Consider the following 20,000-nt stretch of genomic DNA (forward strand, 5'->3'; position numbering starts at 1 on the left):
TACAATAAGTCTTCGGGTTATTAGTATTACTCGGCTTTGATGTTACCACCTTTACACCTGTAACCTATCAACGTGGTCATCTCCCACGACCCTCAAAAGAAATCTCATCTTGTGGTGGGTTTCGTACTTATATGCTTTCAGCACTTATCCCTTCCTAACATAGCTACTGAGCTGTACCCTTAGGCAGAATAACTCATACACCAGCGGTTAGTCCAACTCGGTCCTCTCGTACTAGAGTCAGCTCCACGCAAATTTCTAACGCCCACAGTAGATAGAGACCGAACTGTCTCACGACGTTCTGAACCCAGCTCGCGTGCCACTTTAATGGGCGAACAGCCCAACCCTTGGAACCTTCTCCAGCCCCAGGATGTGACGAGCCGACATCGAGGTGCCAAACCCCCCCGTCGATGTGAGCTCTTGGGGGAGATCAGCCTGTTATCCCCGGCGTACCTTTTATCCTTTGAGCGATGGCCCTTCCATACGGAACCACCGGATCACTATGCTCTACTTTCGTACCTGATCGACTTGTAGGTCTCTCAGTCAAGCTCCCTTTTGCCATTGCACTCTACGCACGGTTACCAAGCGTGCTGAGGGAACCTTTAGAAGCCTCCGTTACTCTTTTGGAGGCGACCACCCCAGTCAAACTACCCTCCACGAATTGTCCTCTCCCTACAGGAGAGTTAGGCCTCAGATAAGCAAAGGGTGGTATTTCAACAACGACTCCTGAAGCACCGGAATGCCCCATTCATAGTCTCCCACCTATCCTACGCATCACTTATCCAAGGTCAATACGAAGATGTAGTAAAGGTGCACAGGGTCTTTTCGTCCCACTGCGGGTAATCGGCATCTTCACCGATACTACAATTTCACCGAGCTCATGGCCGAGACAGTGTCCAAATCGTTACACCATTCGTGCAGGTCGGAACTTACCCGACAAGGAATTTCGCTACCTTAGGACCGTTATAGTTACGGCCGCCGTTTACTGGGGCTTCAATTCAGACCTTCGCTTACGCTAAGCCCTCCTCTTAACCTTCCAGCACCGGGCAGGTGTCAGACCCTATACCTCATCTTTCGATTTTGCAGAGTCCTGTGTTTTTGATAAACAGTCGCTTGGACCTTTTCACTGCGGCCTATCTTACGATAGGCGACCTTTCTCCCGAAGTTACAGGTCTATTTTGCCTAGTTCCTTAGCCATGAATCTCTCGAGCGCCTTAGAATTCTCTTCCCAATCACCTGTGTCGGTTTACGGTACGGGTAGTATCTCTCGCTTTTCTTGGAAACGTTGTCTACGCATTATCACCTCGACCGTAGCCTAAGTGTACTATCAAAGCCATAACAGCTCCTTCAACGCAACTCCGTCTGTGCGCAGCGTATATCTCATTCCGTCGCTTTTATTGAAATACTAGTACTGGAATATTAACCAGTTGTACATCCACTTCCCCTGAAAGGGTACGCGTTAGTCCCCGACTAACCCTCAGCTGATTAGCATAGCTGAGGAAACCTTGATCTTTCGGCGGGCAGGTTTCTCACCTGCCTTATCGTTACTTATGCCTACATTTTCTTTTCTATCAAGCTCCACTATGGCTCACGCCTTTAGCTTCAACGCCTATAGAATGCTCCCCTACCGGTATCTCTACCCCATAGCTTCGGTAATATGCTTATGCCCGTTTATTCTCCATGCCGAACCGCTCGACTAGTGAGCTGTTACGCACTCTTTAAATGTATGGCTGCTTCCAAGCCAACATCCTAGCTGTCCATGCAGTTCAACCGCGTTTTTTCAACTTAGCATATATTTGGGGACCTTAGCTGATGGTCCGGGTTCTTTCCCTCTCGGACTTGGACCTTAGCACCCAAGCCCTCACTGCTGTAAAACATTTAATAGCATTCGGAGTTTGTCAGGAATTGGTAGGCGGTGAAACCCCCGCATCCAATCAGTAGCTCTACCTCTATTAAACTTTATTACAACGCTGCACCTAAATGCATTTCGGGGAGTACGAGCTATTTCCCAGTTTGATTGGCCTTTCACCCCTACCCTCAGGTCATCCGAAGTCTTTTCAACGACAACCAGTTCGGTCCTCCACACTGTGTTACCAGTGCTTCAACCTGCCCAAGGGTAGATCACCAGGTTTCGCGTCTACTCCTACTGACTTGAGCGCCCTATTCAGACTCGCTTTCGCTTCGAATGCGCACCTTAAGTGCTTATCCTTGCCAGTAACAGTAACTCGTAGGCTCATTATGCAAAAGGCACGCCGTCACGGCTATCGCCGCTCCGACCGCTTGTAAGCGTATGGTTTCAGGGTCTCTTTCACTCCGTTATTCACGGTGCTTTTCACCTTTCCCTCACGGTACTAGTCCACTATCGGTCTCTCAGGAGTATTTAGCCTTACCAGATGGTCCTGGCAGTTTCAGACAGGGTTCCACGTGCCCCGCCCTACTCAGGATACTGCTATCACTTATTTATCTTACCTATACGGGACTATCACCCTCTATGGTCACACTTTTCCAAGGTGTTCTAATTCGATAAACAGCAAATATCGCAGTCCTACAACCCCTGCATTGCCGAAACAATACAGGTTTGGGCTCCTCCCATTTCGCTCGCCACTACTCTGGGAATCACTTTTGTTTTCTTCTCCTCCGCCTACTTAGATGTTTCAGTTCAGCGGGTTTGCTCATCTTGCGATGTAGTATACCTTCAGTATACTGGGTTGCCCCATTCGGATATTTGCGGATCAATTCGTATGTGCCAATCCCCGCAACTTTTCGCAGCTTATCACGTCCTTCTTCGCCTCTGAGAGCCTAGGCATCCCCCATACGCCCTTACATAACTTATTTGTACTCGTATGTAGTAGTTTTGAGTTCTTAGTTTTTAGTCTTGAGTTATAAAAACTCAAAATTTAAAACTCAAAATCCAAAACTTACCTATTAATTCTTGTATCTACTTGTTTTAATTTTTGATATCTTATCCAATATGTCAATGAACTTGTTCTAAAATGCTTCTTATCGCATCTCTTTTGTGGAGAATAAGGGATTCGAACCCTTGACCCCCTGCGTGCAAGGCAGGTGCTCTAGCCAGCTGAGCTAATTCCCCAAGTTATTTTTGAGTTTTGAGCCTTGAATTTTGAGTCCCTATATTGAGTCAGATTATCCTAACTCAAAACTAAAAACCCAAAACTAAAAACTTCTTCAGCTTCTAGAATTTCCTTTCAGCTTTGTAGTCCCAGGCAGACTCGAACTGCCGACCTCTACATTATCAGTGTAGCGCTCTAACCAGCTGAGCTATGAGACTGCTTATCTTTTATATTTCTTAATAACACAACACAGATCTAAACTAAGCTGACCCTCAACCAGTCGTTTCTCTAGAAAGGAGGTGTTCCAGCCACACCTTCCGGTACGGCTACCTTGTTACGACTTAGCCCCAGTCACTGGTTTTACCCTAGGCAGCTCCTTGCGGTGACCGACTTCAGGTACTCCCAGCTTCCATGGCTTGACGGGCGGTGTGTACAAGGCCCGGGAACGTATTCACCGGATCATGGCTGATATCCGATTACTAGCGATTCCAGCTTCACGGAGTCGAGTTGCAGACTCCGATCCGAACTGTGATCGTCTTTATAGATTCGCTCCTGCTCGCGCAGTGGCTGCTCTCTGTAACGACCATTGTAGCACGTGTGTAGCCCAAGATGTAAGGGCCGTGATGATTTGACGTCATCCCCACCTTCCTCACGGTTTACACCGGCAGTCTTGCTAGAGTCCCCACCTTTACGTGCTGGTAACTAACAATAGGGGTTGCGCTCGTTATAGGGCTTAACCTGACACCTCACGGCACGAGCTGACGACAACCATGCAGCACCTTGAAAACTGTCCGAAGAAGGGCGTATCTCTACACCTGTCAGTCCCCATTTAAACCTTGGTAAGGTTCCTCGCGTATCATCGAATTAAACCACATGCTCCACCGCTTGTGCGGGCCCCCGTCAATTCCTTTGAGTTTCACACTTGCGTGCGTACTCCCCAGGTGGGATACTTATCACTTTCGCTTAGCCACTCAGCTTGCGCCAAACAGCTAGTATCCATCGTTTACAGCGTGGACTACCAGGGTATCTAATCCTGTTCGCTCCCCACGCTTTCGTCTCTCAGCGTCAATTGTCTGTTAGTCCCCTGCCTTCGCAATCGGTGTTCTGTGTAATATCTAAGCATTTCACCGCTACACTACACATTCCAAGAACTTCACAGATATTCAAGACTACCAGTATCAAAGGCAATTTCTCAGTTAAGCTGAAACCTTTCACCTCTGACTTAATAGCCCGCCTACAGACCCTTTAAACCCAATGATTCCGAATAACGCTCGCACCCTCCGTATTACCGCGGCTGCTGGCACGGAGTTAGCCGATGCTTATTCATATGGTACCGTCATCAATGTACACGTACACCTTATTCTTCCCATATAAAAGCAGTTTACAACCCATAAGGCATTCTTCCTGCACGCGGCATGGCTGGTTCAGTCTTCCGACCATTGACCAATATTCCTCACTGCTGCCTCCCGTAGGAGTCTGGTCCCTGTCTCAGTACCAGTGTGGGGGATCTCCCTCTCAGGACCCCTACCTATCGTAGCCTTGGGGTGCCGTTACCACTCCAACTAGCTAATAGGACGCATGCCCATCTTTCACCACCGCAGTTTTAATTATCAAATGATGCCATCCAATAATATTATGGGGTATTAATCCAAATTTCTTCGGGCTATCCCCCTGTGAAAGGTAGGTTGCATACGCGTTACGCACCCGTGCGCCGGTTTCTGCCCCCGAAAGGGCTTCTCCCTCGACTTGCATGTGTTAGGCCTGCCGCTAGCGTTCATCCTGAGCCAGGATCAAACTCTTCATCGTTAAATCTTTAAATCTCTTTTGACTCGTATAAAGCCCGCTTAGTCTAAATCTTTCTGTGCTGTATTATCAATATTTCTTAATGAACTTCTCGCTCTTTTAGCGGGTGCAAAGGTATAACCTTTTTTCCACTCTACCAAATATTTTTAAATATTTTTTTTTTGGCTTCATTTATCACCCTCATCTTTTTTGCGGGTGCAAAGGTACAACCTTTTTTTCATTCCACCAAATATTTTTTAAAATATTTTTTTCTTCTTTTTATGAGCGTCACTCCCTTATCGAAAGCGGGTGCAAAATTACAACAAGTTTTTTAATTGACAAAATAATTTGTCATATTTTTTTTTGAATTTTTTATAAGAGGTTGATTATTAGCATTTTAATTACGCTCTAATCTTCGAAAAAATAACTTCTATCGTTGTTTGTTTCCGTAATCAGCGGGGATCTCTCCCCAGATTTTTGTCTCCCACTTGAGAATAGGAGCGGTATAGGTATGGGTATGTAGCCATTTTTCGGCACGTTCTATCAGCGAAAAAACCTTTTTATTAGCCTGAGAGGCGGGGAGCTTGGTCTTACATTTTTTTTGTTTAACCCATGAAATCGCTATTTTACTATCAGAATAAATAGTCCGCTGCTCTCCTGTTTGCTCCATGAGTGCCAAGGCATGTACTATAGCCAAGAACTCACCTATATTATTAGTAGCTTGCATAAAAGGACCTTGAGAGAAGATAATTTCCCCAGTCGAGAGGTCTACCCCACGGTAATGCATAGTCCCAGGATTACCACTACAAGCAGCATCTACAGCTATACTATTGGTATCATAATCTGCTGAAAGAGGAACAGTTGTAGTTGCTTTCTTTCCCCAATAAAGGCGATAGTCCTCTCTAAAAGCTTTCTCTGCTTGTTCCTTAGTAGGGAACGACTTATACTTAGCTGTAGGATATCCTGAAGTGTACTTTTTGCACTCTTCCCATGAGGAAAACACTCCTACCTCATACCCTTCCCATATAACATAGTACTTTTTTGCCATGCTTATTGTAAAGATTCATAACGAGATAAGACATCTGTAAGACTACGTATGGAGTTTTTTGTCCATTGTAAGCGCAGTAGCAATTCCTCCTGAGGGGAGAGCTGCCAAGGAATACAAGATGCTCGCAGCTTGGCCGTGACATATTGTAGGATAATGGCTACACTCACAGATATATTGAGACTTTCGGTAAAGCCGACCATAGGAATTGTCAAGCACTCATCAGCTTGGGAGATAACCTCTTGAGAGAGTCCATCGCGCTCAGTGCCAAAGAAAAAGGCACTCTTGGGGGTAATATCAAACTCCTGCAGAGGAGTAGCCCCCGGTGGAGGTACAGTGGCAACAATCCTATATCCCTGACCTCGGAGAGCTTCTATACAAGGCTGGGTATGAGGGTAACGTATAGTAGTCACCCATTTTTCAGCCCCCATAGCTATCTTTGAATCCAAGCGTTTTCCGTATTTTTCTTCTATAATATGTGCAGTCTGCACTCCAAAAACTTCGCAAGTACGCACTACCGCACTGGTATTGTGTACTTGGAAGAGATCTTCTATGGCTACGGTAAAGTGCTCTGTACGCTGGGAAAGGATTTGTGTAAATCGTTCCTTGCGTTCCTGAGTGATAAACTCTTCTAAATAAGCGAGCAAATGTGCTTCTTTACTAATCATAATCTCTGTTTTTCGATACTCTCTTTAGGAGAAGAAACGCTTTATTGTATTTTTTATACTATCAAAACCACGACCTATCCCCTGCCCTATCTTCGCCTTGATCCCATCAATTTTTTGGTCAATAATAGCTTCCTTATTCAGATAAGCAAAGGTAACCAGAAGAGTCCCTACCACAAACAACACTGCTCCAATGACCGCCTCATAAGGGTTGAGCTTATCGTGAAAAAAGCGGTATAGCCCCAATCCTGTGAAACTCCCATAAAGCATGATATAGTGTACTACATATATGGTAAGGGTATTCTGCCCTATTTTTTGTAATAATGTGGAAGTAATTACCTTCCTCAAGAGCATAAATAGTGCAAAGAACAACAATACATTGCCTATACGCTTGATCAGATAATCCCCTCCCGCTATGAGTTCTAAAGTATAGTAATGGGTCTCTTTCCCTATCTCTCCTGCCCAATAGGGAAAAGTAAGAAAGAAAATCCCTAAAACGATATACAATAATATTGCATTGCGGTATAGGTGTGGATGTTCTCTGTACTTGTAGAACATATATCCCATAAATCCTCCCAAGGAAGCATAGCCAAACCAAGGAAAAAGAGTAAACACCGAGCCATTGACTTTGGTAAAATAGTTGGCTAAGAAAATAGGCAAATACTCATAAGTCAGGTGGCTATAGATGGGTTCAAAGAAAAACAATACAAAGGTAATCATCAGAAGGAATACCGGCAGTAGGTAGTGGCTTTTTCTCTTGTAAGAAGCCAGATAAAAGGCTATAAGAAAGAGCAAAGAGAATCCTATACAATGAAGTACATCTACCTTGCGGACATTCATATCGGTCATATCCGAAAAAAGGTTGAAAATATTTGCCCTAAGCAAGTAAGCGATGAACACCAAGGAAATTCCCCTTCGCACTCCCTTCTGTACGCGTACATGGTTCCACCCCATTTTCTCTGGATTCTGCTCCCTGATGAGCAAGTAGGTGAAGATAAAGCCTGACACAGTGAAGAACACGGGCGCTGTCATCCCTCTGATATAGAGCCATGTAGAGAAAATTAGATTATTTTCATCACGATATTCGGGTGCCAATAAGCCATCTATAAAATGCCCTTCGAGCATCATACAGATCGCAAAAGCCCGTATAATATCTATGAAAATTAATCTTGAGGTAGTTGGTTTCATTTTACTGTAGAAAAGGATTGTGCTGTTTTTCTTCTCCTATGGAAGTAGGCAGTCCATGTCCGGAATATACTTTTGTCTGTTCAGGTAGGGTAAGTAATTGGGAATGAATGCTACTGAGTAGCTGCTCTGTATTTCCCTTATATAGGTCGGTACGCCCTATACTTCTTCTAAAAAGAGCATCCCCTGAGATGATAAACGCCTCTCTCTCCACATAAAAGGCCACACTCCCTGGAGAATGTCCTGGTACAAAGCGTAGGGTAATGGGAGTATCATCTATATATAATATGGTATCGGTATCTATCTCCACTATTTGTCCATCAAACTCAGGAAAGGTAAAGCCAAAAAGACGTGCATCCGAAGGATTTCTCTCCAAGATTTCCTTTTCATAAGGATGCAAATGCACTGGCAAGGCATAGGTATCACAAGCCCATTGCAAGCCAAAAACATGATCTATATGAGCATGCGTAAGGAGGATTTTCTCTATCGTGAGCCCCTTCTCTGCAATGAATGTTCTAAGCTGTTGCTCCTCGCTATGAGTGCTGCAACCTGGGTCTATCAGAAAGGCATTGCCCTTATCTGAGTAAAGAATATAAGTATTTTCCGAAAAAGGATTGAATGTAAATTGTTGTAATGTAAGCATTTTAATATCTCAGATTATATCCGTGAATGGGCGTGCAAAGATACTACATTTAGAAATACTTGCAAAATCTTATTCTTTAAAAAAATTTTTGTAATTTTGCCGCTGATTAGTTTTTGAATAAGATGCAATTAGAATTTGAACATACCCAATCGGCACATTGTGAGAACGGGGTAGCTTCTAATTTACTAAAATACAACGGTTTATCCCTTAGTGAACCTATGGTTTTTGGGATTGGTTCCGGTCTTTTATTTTTTTATTTCCCATGGATAAAGGTCAATCAAGCACCAGCTATAAGCTATCGTACCATGCCTGGGCATATTTTCTCAAAAGTAGCTAAGCGCTTGGGATTCAAGGTTTTTCGAAAGAAATTTTCTTCTGAGAAAGAAGCCCAACAGGTATTAGACCAGACCCTTTCCAAGGGGATTCCCGTAGGGTTACAGGTGGGAGTCTACCATCTTCCTTATTTCCCTGAACAATATCGTTTTCACTTCAATGCACACAACCTTGTAGTGTATGGCAAGCAGGGGGATTCATACCTTATCAGTGACCCTGTGATGGAGTTCACCACTGAGCTAAGTGCAACAGAGCTTGAGCGAGTGCGCTTTGCCAAGGGCGCTTTGGCTCCTAAGGGGCATATCTATTATCCTACTGATTTGCCTAAGTCATTTTCTTTGGAAAAGGCAATTTGCAAAGGAATCAAAAATACTTGTGACTGGATGCTTTCTCCTGTACCTATCATTGGGTATCGAGCGATAATACGTGTAAGTCGCGATATACTGAAGTGGCAGAAGAAATTGGGGAATAAAATCACCAACCACTACTTGGCCAACATGCTTCGTATGCAGGAGGAAATAGGCACTGGAGGAGGGGGATTCCGCTTTATCTATGGGGCTTTCCTACAAGAAGCTGCTGAGGTATTACAAGAGGATAGGCTCAAGACGCTTTCTCAAGAGATTACGGAGATAGGCGATCGCTGGCGTGATTTTGCCGTAGCGGTAGCGCGTCTGTACAAGGATCGCAATAGTACCCCCAATGCTTATGAGGCGCTTTCTAAAACCTTGTATGACATTGCTCAATCTGAGAAAAACTTCTTTAAAAAACTCAAAGCAGTAATCAGTGAGCGGTGACCCTCTTTATGGAGGCTGTCCAAAAAAACATTGTTTCCTGTGAGCAAATCACTTCTTATACTCCGCTTACAAGGAACTCTCTTACAATGATCAATGATTAATGATCAATGACTATAATTCTTTTAACATATTCCTAAATAACTCATAACTCAAAACTTATAACTCATAACTTATAAAGATGCCTAACAAATTAAAAAAATTCCATAGTGTCCAAGAAGTGTTTGACTTTCATATAAAAGAAGACTTACTTTTAGGACATACCAACCTATACCTACTATATGATATTGTTCGCTACTTTCGTCCGAAAAAAGCGAGCTACAAAATCTCTCTATTGGAGCTTATCGGCTATTTGCGGGAACATCCTACACATTGTCAGTTGTTTTCTACCTATATCAAGGAGTTACTTTCGAATCGTCGTTTTGGGCGTATGATCTCGGAGGTGGGTATCCTACAGGATTCCAGCTTTTTCTATGAGGTGAAAAAGCGCCTTTCAGAAAAGATACTGCCCTACCAACCGGAGAAGGATACCTTGCAGTATGTACTTAACCAAGTATTCTACCTTTCCTCTGACTATAAGTGGCTTGAGAAGATAGAACACCATGAGTATAGAACACTCTTTGGATTATTAGAGTTTGACAACATTTTCACCTGCGAGGGGGCTCCCTCCTATGGGCTTAACCAGCTCTGTGATGCCATTGGGCTAATTACCCAGCGCATGAGTGGACGCACTATGGAGTCGGATATTATCCGTATGGTACCCCAATATGGCTACTTGGAGAGTCCCTTTCTGAGTTTCGAGAGAGAGTTCGAGACTGTGCGCGAGGGTATCCTACGCGGAGAATCCCTTACCGAAGAGAATCTCAACTACAAACAGCTGATGGTACTCTTCCAACAGTGTGAGGATTTTGTACAACAAGCCTATAAGAATTCGTCCAAGTATGGTATCACTATGCGTGTAAACCAAGGGCTCTTGCGTATCAACCAGCAGCTGACCCGTGTAAAAACCCTTTTGAACTTATTGGTACTCCGCCCGGAGAAAGACAAGATAGACAACACTATCTGTATAGCACTCAAGCTCATAGAGTACAACTGTTATAAGAACAACCTACGTTCTTTTATTCGAGAGAGTACCCAAACAGTCACTTATGAGATTACCCAGTTCAATGCCTCTACTGGTGAGAAATATATCACCGACACACCCCGAGAATACTTCAAAATGCTCAAGGCCAGCCTTGGTGCAGGATTTATTGTAGGCTTTCTGTGTATATTCAAGGCTCTCTTACATGAGGTACATGCGAGTGCTTTTGGGCATGCTTTTCTCTATAGTATGAACTATGCCTTTGGGTTTATCCTAATCTACCTCACTGGTTCTGCCTTGGCCACCAAACAGCCTTCGATGACGGCTACCACCGTTGCCCGTATGGTAGAAGAAGGAATGAAGAAACAAGGAAAGGAAAGTGAGAAACACAACGAATTCGCTGAGTTCTTTGCTCGCCTATGGCGCTCACAGTTTATTGCCTTTGTAGGGAATGTGATTATGGCTTTTGGAGTAGCTCTGCTGCTTGTATGGGGTATCGAGGCTGCTTGGGGACAGAATATCGTTTCCCATAGTTGGGAAAAGTTCCTCTCAGATGCCTCCCCTATACACTCCAAACTGATATTCCATGCTGCTATTGCGGGGGTATTCCTTTTCATTTCGGGAATCATTGCTGGAGATGTCTCCAACAAGCAGAAATACAACCAATTCGCCTATCGTATCATGGAACACCCTCTCCTGAAGCGCACCTTAGGGGTAAAGCGTACTCGACGATTAGCTCATTGGCTCGATCATAAGCGCCCTGGAATTCTTTCCAATTTTTGGTTCGGTGTATTCATGGGAAGTACTGCTTCTATAGGGTCTTTCTTCGATCTTGATTTAGATATACGCCACATTACTTTTGTCAGTGGGAATATAGCTATGGGGCTCTATGGAGCTACCTTCCACTTAGTATGGAGTATGTGGGTATGGATCTTTGTCGGACTGGTTTTGGTTGGTTTTATCAACTTTATTGTAAGTTTCGGACTTTCCTTGTGGATTGCCTTTCGCTCCAGAAATATCCCTTCTTCGGAGGTTTTCGCCCTTATCAAGGCTGTATGGAGACATTTTAAGAAGGCACCTTTTAGCTTTGTCCTCCCCTCTCATAGAGTGAAGAACGAAAAATAAAGTAGGAGGTAAGGTAGGTTACAGTGACCTAAAACTCAAAATTAAAAACTCAAAACTAACCATGCGTTTTCTATTATTACCCTTTGCGATTCTTTATGGTTTAGGAGTACGCTTACGGCACTTTCTCTATGATAGAGGTTGGCTTTCTTCCAAGCGCTACCCCTTCCCTATTCTATGTGTAGGCAATTTGGCTGTAGGGGGTACAGGCAAGACTCCTATGGTAGAGTATCTTGTACGCCTACTGGGGCAAGAGCAAGTGGCGATTCTCAGCCGTGGGTATCGCCGTAAGACAAGAGGATTTATCCTTGCCGATGACTCAGCTACAGCGATGACTCTGGGCGATGAGCCCTATCAGTACCATCGTAAGTTCCCTCGAGCTACCGTCACTGTATGTGAGAGCCGGCAGGAAGGAATAGAGAGGTTGCTTGAGAATCCTCACTTTAAGTATATTATCTTGGACGATGCCTTCCAGCACCGCAAAGTACAAGCAGGGACAAACCTACTGCTGACCTCCTATGACAAGCTCTATACACAGGATTTTCTCCTCCCTGTAGGCTCACTTCGGGATATTCGCAGCCGTGCCCGCAAAGCACAAATCATTATTGTGACCAAGTGTCCTGAACTTACTCAGGCAGAGCAAGAAAAAATTATACAACAACTCAAGCCCCTCCCTTCACAGAAGGTATACTTTACCTCTATTGCCTATAGCGATAGGGTGTATAGTCATGAGGATAGCCAAGCATTGAAGGATTTTATTGCCACTCCTTTTACTTTGGTAACAGGTATCGCCAACCCTACTCCTCTGGTAGATTTTTTAGAGAAACAAGGAGCTTCCTTTGAGCACTTAGCCTATAGTGACCACCACCATTTTTCGAACAGAGAATTAGAACTCCTACGCCAGAAGGGGCGTATTCTCACCACTGAAAAAGATTATGTTCGCTTAGAAGGGGCGCTCTCCACGCTCTATTACCTCCCTATAGAAACACAGTTTCTTAATGATCAACGATTAATTTTCAATGATTAATGATCCTCATGCCTACTATGGTAGAGCTTGCAGCTCGCGTTAGTGAAAAGAATTGCATCATGTATTGGGAAGGGCGAAATACTTCATGTGTTAGTGGATGAATTGTTCTCGCTTTTTGGTGAGCGATTTGTGTGACATGTTGGAAGGACGATTTGCAAATCGCCCCTATAGGTGTGCGATAACACGGATATTAAGTATTCGCTCGCTACACTCTTCACCTTCTCTTATCCTCTATTTTCATAACGCATAGCGGCTACAGGTTCTATTTTGGAGGCTTTTCGGGCGGGGAAGGTACCAGCAAAGATACCTGAAAGCACCATGATAAAGACAGCTAAGGAGGCAATACCCATATCTATTTCTGTTGTTTTGAGCAAGCCTAAACCACCTGTAGCAGTAAGAAACATATTGACAAGTTTCAGCACCCCTATCCCTAAGAACATCCCCATCAGTCCTGAAGCTAACGTGATAATTAGGGCTTCCAAAAGTACCTGAATAATAATATGGCGAGGAGTCGCTCCTATGGCCATACGCAAGCCAAACTCATTAGTACGTTCCTTGACTACAATAAAAAGAATATTGGTCACACTCACAATACCACTGATAAGGAAACATAGTCCCACTATCCAAATAAAAACGCTGATACCCGTAAAAATACTATTAACACTAGATATTTCTTCCTCGAAAGCGTGTACATAGACCGCATTAGGATCATTTTCATCAAAACGCAGGGTACGTGCCAAGTAATTGGTTATTTTTTTCTTAAAATCGGGAATGGAGATTTGTGCATCATCCCTTAAGTAGAGAGCAAAAGTAGAAATATCGGGAGCATCTTGAATATTGCAAGTAAAGCTCGGAAAAGGCACAAATATGTCTGATTCAACTCTTTGACTCATCATATCATCATTTTTCATCACCCCTATCACACGGTAATACACTCCCCCCACATTGATAAGTTTGTCCAAAGGATTGTCATTAAGAAAAAGCTTAGTGGCCACCTTCTTTCCTATAATTGCTACATTACGTACTTTTTTGTCATCCATAAGGTTGAAAGGACGGCTTCCCTCTATCATTCTGAAGTTAGAGAACATCCAATAATCATGTGTAATTCCTGTTACAGAGGTATAGTAGTTCCTCTTTCCAAAAATAATATTTTTAGAAACAGATATTCTTGGTGAAAGTCCCTCTATTTCGGGAAATCTCCGCTTGATATCTTCCAAGAGGTATTTGTTGAAGAAAATTCGCCTACCTTCTTGCATATTCTTATATTTCATAGAGGTTTCTCCACCCCAAACAAATATTGATTTGGAGGCAAAGCTTTTAAGCTGATTTTGCACCCCATATTCTACTCCCTTCCCTACTCCTAAGAGCAGTACCAAGATGAAAATACCCCACATAATCCCAAAGCCAGACATAAAGCTACGGACTTTATTCTGCCGTATAGAGTGAATAATTTCTCGTAATGTTTCCACGATATTGTAGTTATTAGGATATTGTAGTTATTAGTTTGGTTTATCCTTTTCTTGCGCCAAACTCAATATTATTTGATAAGGCAAAGTCACTATTTTTTGAGAAAATATCCAAATAAAAATAAGATTTCCCCCCTTTCACCTATTCTTCACTCCTTCTTATCCTCTATTTTCATAACGCATAGCGGCTACAGGTTCTATTTTAGAGGCTTTTCGGGCAGGGAAGGTACCAGCAAAAATACCTGAAAGCACCATGATAAAGACAGCTAAGTAAGCAATACCCATATCTATTTCTGTGGTTTTGAGCAAGCCCATGCCACCAGTGGCTTCCAAGAGTATATTCAAAAGCTTAAGTACTCCTACGCCTAAGAACATGCCTAAGAGCCCTGAAGCTAAGGTAATAATCAGTGCTTCTAAAAGTACCTGAGTGATGATATGGCGTGGTGTCGCCCCTATGGCCATACGCAAGCCAAACTCATTAGTACGCTCCTTGACTACAATAAAGAGGATATTAGTGACACTTACCATCCCACTGATAAGAAAACAAAGCCCTACAATCCAGATAAAAACACTGATCCCCGTAAAGATACTATTGATACTGGAGAGTTGTTCCTCCAATGCTTGTACATAGATCGCATTAGGATCGTTTTCATCAAAACGGAGGGTACGTGCCAAGTAATTGGTTATTTTTTTCTTAAAATCTAAAACAGAGATCTGTGCATCATCACGCAAATAGAAGCCAAAGGAAGAAATATCGGGGGTATCTTGGATATTACGAGTAAAACTGGGATAGGGTACGAAGATTTCCGACTCTGCTTGCTGACTAATCATATCATCATTTTTCATCACTCCTATTACGCGGTAATACACTCCCCCCACATTGATAAGTTTGTCCAAAGGATTGTCATCAAGGAATAGCTTAGTGGCCACTTTCTTTCCTATAATCGCTACATTACGTGCTCTTTTGTCATCCATAAGGTTGAAAGGGCGGCTTCCCTCTATCATCTTATAACTGGAGAAAGACCAATAATCATGAGTAATTCCTGTTACAGAGGTATAGTAATTTTTCTTTCCAAAAATAGCATTTTTAGAAATAGTTGTTCGTGGAGAAAGTCCTTCTATCTCGGGGAACTTGCGCTTGATATCTTCCAAGAGGTATTTGTTGAAGAAAATTTGCCTACCCTCTTGCATGTTCTTATATTTCATAGAGGTTTCTCCACTCCAAATAAATATTGATTTGGCCGCAAACCTCTTTAGTAGATCTTGTACCCCATATTCTACCCCTTTACCTACCCCTAAGAGGAGTACCAAGATAAAAATTCCCCACATGATTCCAAAGCCTGACATGAAGCTACGGACTTTGTTTTGCTGTATAGAGTGAATGATTTCTCGTAATGTTTCCATGATATTGCAGTTATTAGTTGGTTTATCCTTTTCTTGTGCCAAACACAATATTATTTGGTAGGGCAAAGTTACCACTTTTTGAGAAAATATCCGAATAAAAGTAAGATTTTTTCACCTCTTTGTGTCATATAATTTTTAATCTATCTTAAAAATCTTTTGTAGAAAAAGTATCCCTATGTCCCAAATCTTCACTATTTTTGCACTTTAATTAGTATTCAAATATTATTCATCTTATGAAAAAGAAAAATATCATTGGCCTTTTAGTTACTATTGCTGTATTTGCAGTAGTTCTTGTGCTCTCTATCTACTTTTTTAGCAATAGTGAACCTGTGTATTTGCAGGGGCAAGTAGAAGCCAAGCAAATCAACGTAGCCCCCAAAGTACCTGGTAGAGTGAAAGCTATCTACAAGCAGGAAGGTGACCAAGTGCACAAAGGCGATCTCCTTTTGGAACTGGAAAGCACCGAACTCGATGCCAAGCTCTCTCAAGCTGAAGCTGCCCGCTTAGCTGCACAAGCCCAATCGGACAAAGCCCAGCGTGGTGCCCGCAGCGAACAGATACAAGGAGCTTACAATGTATGGCAACAAGCACAAGCAGCTGCCGAGCTCGCTGAAAAAACCTATCAGCGTGTAAGTAACCTATACAACGACAAGGTACTCCCTGCTCAAAAGAAAGACGAGGCTTATACTCAAATGGTTGCTCTACAAAAACAAGCCGAAGCTGCCAAATCACAATACGAAATGGCAAAAAATGGAGCTCGTGTAGAGGATAAAACCGCCGCCCAAGCCCTTGTAGCCCAAGCACAAGGCGTGATTACTGAGGTAAATGCTTACAAAGATGGCGCTAAAGTCTTCGCTCCTGCCGATGCCGAGATACAGACCATTATCCCCAACGAAGGCGAAATCGTAAATGCGGGCTACCCTGTCATGAACCTCATTGACAGTAGTGACGAATGGGTAGTGTTCAACATACGAGAGGATAAAATGGCTGACTTCAAGATAGGTACTAAGTTCAAAGGTATCGTACCTGCTCTGGGCAATCAGGAGATAGAAATGGAAGTAAAACACATAGCCGTACAAGCTGATTTTGCTACTTGGACAGCTACCAAAAGTAAAGGTGATTTCGACAAGAAAACTTTTGCTATCAAAGCTTACCCTACCCAAAAAGTAAAGGATCTAAGACCGGGAATGTCAGTATTAGTTGAAGATAACAGGTAGCAAGTAATAGATAATTAGCAGATTATCACTATGAAAATAGACCACATCGCTTTATATGTAAAAAATTTAGAAGTTTCTAAAGCCTTTTATGAGACTTTTTTCGGGGCAAAATCAAACGAGTTGTACCATAATCCTAAAACAGGTTTACACACCTACTTTCTAAGTTTTGATAGTGGCGCTCGTTTGGAAATAATGTGGAGACCCAACCTCAGTAAACGTTTGGACAAGGTCATGAATGAAGGATTTATACATTTTGCCTTCAGTGTAGGAAGCAAAGAAGCTGTCGATGCACTTACTCAGAAAATCATAGATGAAGGCTACATATGTTTTAGTGCTCCACGCACTACAGGCGATGGGTATTATGAAAGTGTGATACTTGATCCTGATGGTAATATGATAGAAATAACCATCTGATTAGATAATATTAAGAAGTAAGTTTAGCAAAAAAATGAGAATAACTGAAGGGTTATTACCTGATGATAAGCTAGCTATTATACGCTGGACAAATAGCAAAGGCGCTGATTTCTTGCAACAATGGGCAGGAGATGCTTTGCCTTATCCTCTTACCATAGAAGCACTCAATGCTTTGTCTCATTGTTTTCGTATTGAGGCAGAGGGTAGTTTTATAGGGATGATTCAGCAAATAAAAGTAGAAGGGAGCAACGTACATATTGGTAGATTTTTTATCAATCCTTCCCTTACAGGAAAAGGATTAGGTACTAAGGCAATGCAGTTATTTATTGCAATGCTTTTTGAAGATAAAAGTGTTCATTCTATTAGCCTAAATGTATTTGATGACAACCCCATAGCTAAAGGTCTTTATACAAAACTTGGATTTAAAGTAGTAGCAACTGTTGAAGGAGAAAGGAAGAAATACAAAATGATGAAAAGTAATTCGGTAATTAACTAATTGGCAAATTTAATACTATGGACATAAAACGAGATGAATCTCATTGTTATGCTGCTGTCATCACCGAAGATGGTCAGTGGCAAAAAGGCGAAGAATACTTCTTAGAAGACTATACTGAAACCCTCATTTACAACGAGCAAGGTAAACTTGTAGAGGCTTCTTATGGCGAGGAATACCACTTCCTCTTTACCTACGACTCTCACAGTAATTGCTTGAGTTCTCGCCTCTACGACCCTGAAGATGAAGAACTAACCGACTGCTGGGAGGAAAAACAATACCGCTATAATGACCTACAACAAAAGGTGGAGTGTATCACTTATGAAAATGATAAATGGAAAGAAACTACTACTTTCACTTACGATGCATACGGTAATAACATAAGTCAGCTCACTCGCACAGCCGATGCCGAATATCTCTTACAACTCCAATATGATACCCAAGGCAGGTGTATAGATCGTTGTCATACAAACATATCTACGGGAGAAAAGATTCTTCACGACTCTATTGAATTTCGTAGCGATACCGAAAAAGTCGATACCAATCTTTCAGCCAATGGCAAGCCTTTTATGTTTACCATAACTCGTTTTGATGAAAAAGGCAATGTAATTTATGTTGCCCATCAGGATATAGGCGACCCCCAACCTTATTCAATAACTGAAACCACTTTTGATGAGCATAACAACGAAATTTTCGAGCGAATTAGCAACAAAGAAGGCGAAGTCTATACTCGCAAATACACCTATCGCTATGATAATCACGGCAATTGGATAGAGAAACGCATCGAATACTCTAAACGTTATACCAACCTGATTGTAGAACGAACCATTGAATACGCTAATGAATAAGAAACACCCATTTGCTAATTATCTCTATGACCTACGACGAATTTTACAACTGTATAGAACAGCTTCCTAAAGAAGTAACCAACAGAGATTTAGAAGCCTATCTCTTGGCTTTATATAGGATTGTAACTCCACACGAAAACACACCCTTCTCCCCTACTCTTTGCCTTGAACTGCTTAAGGAGGCATTTAGTGCAAAGACTGCTACTTATGAGGAGCAGTGGACAAGCATTCGCACAATGCCTGAGGCAGAAGATGATCATCTCTCCGCTTTTGCTTATACCCAAGCTGTTATTCTCTTTCAGATAGCTGAACTTCACCGTATGAAAGACAAAGAACTCCATAACGAAATGCGTTCTTTTGGTATCGCTTCCGAAACTGGCTATGATTGGTACAATTTCAACCCTTTAGATCTCTTGGAGTGTGGCGCACGAGGCTTATGTGATTATATAGATGAAGATGAAACCATCCCTAATGATTGGCATTTCTTAGGACATCTGTTAGATTTAGGAAGGTATTATGAATAATGAGCCAATTAACAAACTAATACTATGAAAAAAGTAACCCTACAAGAATCCTTGATTACCGATTTGCGTACCCTTATCAATGAGGCGCGCAACAAAGTAGCCCTAATGGTAAACAAATTGTCACACCACTGGCGCGACAATTGAGTTAATCCCAAGCTCCTCTCACGAGCCCTTTTGCACCAGCAATTACAGAAAATAATAGCAGAACGCAATCAATTATAATATGAAAGAAAGCAACATTTTTGAACAAATCCGTACACTCTTTGGTTTAGAGGAAGATTGTGGTTTTACCGATGAGGAGATGCAACCTTTCTTCAAGGTGATAGAGAAAATGCCTACACTGCTATACAACTATTACACTACTTTGGGAAAGCATCAAGCTCTGAACCAAACACAAGATAACTTGGTAACTCCAAAGGATAACCTTACTCTTTTCAGCAACCCAAACTATTTTGTTTTTTATACAGAAAATCAAAATTGCTGTTTGTGGGCTATCGCAAAGGAAGATTTAGATACCGCCAATCCTAAGGTGTATATGAGTACCGACTTTACTCACCAACATTGGCAAGTGGAATGTGATACATTAGCTGAATTTTTGTTGGCTATAGCTCACTTGCAAGCTGTATTTGCGCTTCCTTATGTTTATGAAAGCTTTAAATATATCACTCCTGAGGAATTGGCAGCTATAAAAGAGCGTTTCCCAAAAAAACCTTTTGCCCTCCATCATTGGTTAGACGGAGCCGACTTTTATGGGGATGCCACAGATAGTATTGCTATATTAGACAAGGGTACTCAATTAATATATGCTTCTTCTTCTAAAAGCTCTTTTGAAGCAATAGATAGCTTCTTAAAAGATATAGGGGAAGATATGTGAGAAATTAACATCAAACCT

General features: G+C 42.3%; 15 protein-coding genes, 2 tRNA genes and 2 rRNA genes. 9 read left to right on the forward strand and 10 right to left on the reverse strand.

The features are described from left to right. The 8 genes from CAPGI0001_RS03955 to CAPGI0001_RS03990 all read right to left on the reverse strand — a co-directional run bounded on the left by CAPGI0001_RS03955 (window position 1) and on the right by CAPGI0001_RS03990 (window position 8,388). Window positions 1–2,832 (reverse strand): 23S ribosomal RNA (locus CAPGI0001_RS03955). A gap of 182 nt (window positions 2,833–3,014) precedes the next feature. Beyond that, a tRNA-Ala gene (locus tag CAPGI0001_RS03960) sits at window positions 3,015–3,088 on the reverse strand. Between the two features lie 124 nt (window positions 3,089–3,212). Further along, window positions 3,213–3,286, reverse strand: a tRNA-Ile gene (locus tag CAPGI0001_RS03965). Between the two features lie 74 nt (window positions 3,287–3,360). Next, a 16S ribosomal RNA gene (locus CAPGI0001_RS03970) occupies window positions 3,361–4,874 on the reverse strand. The 16S and 23S rRNA genes sit together here with 2 tRNA genes alongside, the layout of an rRNA operon. Window positions 4,875–5,280: 406 nt before the next feature. After that, entirely contained in the window at window positions 5,281–5,898 is a 618-nt protein-coding gene (locus tag CAPGI0001_RS03975) for a ribonuclease H1 domain-containing protein (RefSeq protein ID WP_002666987.1), read from the reverse strand. A 2-nt stretch (window positions 5,899–5,900) separates the two neighbouring features. Beyond that, the gene (locus CAPGI0001_RS03980; RefSeq protein ID WP_002667004.1) at window positions 5,901–6,563 is read right to left on the reverse strand and encodes a TrmH family RNA methyltransferase; all 663 of its coding nucleotides are present in this window, start codon (window positions 6,561–6,563) and stop codon (window positions 5,901–5,903) included. Between the two features lie 24 nt (window positions 6,564–6,587). Then, the gene (locus CAPGI0001_RS03985) at window positions 6,588–7,748 is read right to left on the reverse strand and encodes a heparan-alpha-glucosaminide N-acetyltransferase domain-containing protein (RefSeq protein ID WP_040359592.1); all 1,161 of its coding nucleotides are present in this window, start codon (window positions 7,746–7,748) and stop codon (window positions 6,588–6,590) included. Window position 7,749: 1 nt separating this feature from the next. Beyond that, window positions 7,750–8,388 carry an MBL fold metallo-hydrolase gene (locus CAPGI0001_RS03990; RefSeq protein WP_002666983.1) on the reverse strand — a complete coding sequence of 213 codons (639 nt, stop codon included), beginning with the start codon at window positions 8,386–8,388 and terminating at the stop codon, window positions 7,750–7,752. 122 nt (window positions 8,389–8,510) lie between these two features. On the opposite strand from CAPGI0001_RS03990, the gene darH reads away from it, so the two are divergent. From darH to lpxK, 3 genes are all read left to right on the forward strand, one after another. Next, entirely contained in the window at window positions 8,511–9,515 is a 1,005-nt protein-coding gene (darH, locus tag CAPGI0001_RS03995; RefSeq protein ID WP_002667056.1) for a BtrH-related acyltransferase DarH, read from the forward strand. A 178-nt stretch (window positions 9,516–9,693) separates the two neighbouring features. After that, entirely contained in the window at window positions 9,694–11,718 is a 2,025-nt protein-coding gene (locus CAPGI0001_RS04000) for a recombinase (protein WP_002667026.1), read from the forward strand. Window positions 11,719–11,779: 61 nt separating this feature from the next. Beyond that, entirely contained in the window at window positions 11,780–12,742 is a 963-nt protein-coding gene (gene lpxK, locus CAPGI0001_RS04005) for a tetraacyldisaccharide 4'-kinase (RefSeq protein ID WP_002666957.1), read from the forward strand. Between the two features lie 224 nt (window positions 12,743–12,966). Here the strand turns inward: lpxK and CAPGI0001_RS04010 are convergent, their stop codons facing one another. Then, entirely contained in the window at window positions 12,967–14,211 is a 1,245-nt protein-coding gene (locus CAPGI0001_RS04010) for an ABC transporter permease (protein WP_002667000.1), read from the reverse strand. A gap of 156 nt (window positions 14,212–14,367) precedes the next feature. Next, window positions 14,368–15,612 (reverse strand): ABC transporter permease, encoded by a 1,245-nt coding sequence (locus tag CAPGI0001_RS04015; protein WP_002667045.1) that lies wholly within the window; start codon window positions 15,610–15,612, stop codon window positions 14,368–14,370. Between the two features lie 233 nt (window positions 15,613–15,845). Between CAPGI0001_RS04015 and CAPGI0001_RS04020 the strand changes: the two genes are divergently transcribed. From CAPGI0001_RS04020 to CAPGI0001_RS04045, 6 genes are all read left to right on the forward strand, one after another. Continuing rightward, the gene (locus CAPGI0001_RS04020) at window positions 15,846–16,829 is read left to right on the forward strand and encodes an HlyD family secretion protein (protein ID WP_002667002.1); all 984 of its coding nucleotides are present in this window, start codon (window positions 15,846–15,848) and stop codon (window positions 16,827–16,829) included. A gap of 30 nt (window positions 16,830–16,859) precedes the next feature. Further along, complete coding sequence (locus CAPGI0001_RS04025) at window positions 16,860–17,243, forward strand: VOC family protein (RefSeq protein WP_002666980.1); 384 nt, start codon at window positions 16,860–16,862, stop codon at window positions 17,241–17,243. A 34-nt stretch (window positions 17,244–17,277) separates the two neighbouring features. Then, window positions 17,278–17,739, forward strand: a complete 462-nt coding sequence (locus tag CAPGI0001_RS04030) for a GNAT family N-acetyltransferase (RefSeq protein ID WP_002666930.1) — start codon at window positions 17,278–17,280, stop codon at window positions 17,737–17,739. A gap of 17 nt (window positions 17,740–17,756) precedes the next feature. Continuing rightward, window positions 17,757–18,584: a hypothetical protein gene (locus CAPGI0001_RS04035; RefSeq protein WP_002667058.1), complete on the forward strand. Its 828-nt coding sequence runs from the start codon at window positions 17,757–17,759 to the stop codon at window positions 18,582–18,584. Window positions 18,585–18,610: 26 nt separating this feature from the next. Further along, entirely contained in the window at window positions 18,611–19,108 is a 498-nt protein-coding gene (locus CAPGI0001_RS04040) for a hypothetical protein (RefSeq protein WP_002667043.1), read from the forward strand. Between the two features lie 223 nt (window positions 19,109–19,331). Further along, entirely contained in the window at window positions 19,332–19,982 is a 651-nt protein-coding gene (locus CAPGI0001_RS04045) for a hypothetical protein (RefSeq protein WP_002666929.1), read from the forward strand. The last annotated feature ends 18 nt before the right edge of the window (window positions 19,983–20,000 follow it).

The sequence above is a fragment of the Capnocytophaga gingivalis ATCC 33624 genome (assembly GCF_000174755.1).
Classification (GTDB): Bacteria; Bacteroidota; Bacteroidia; order Flavobacteriales; family Flavobacteriaceae; genus Capnocytophaga; species Capnocytophaga gingivalis.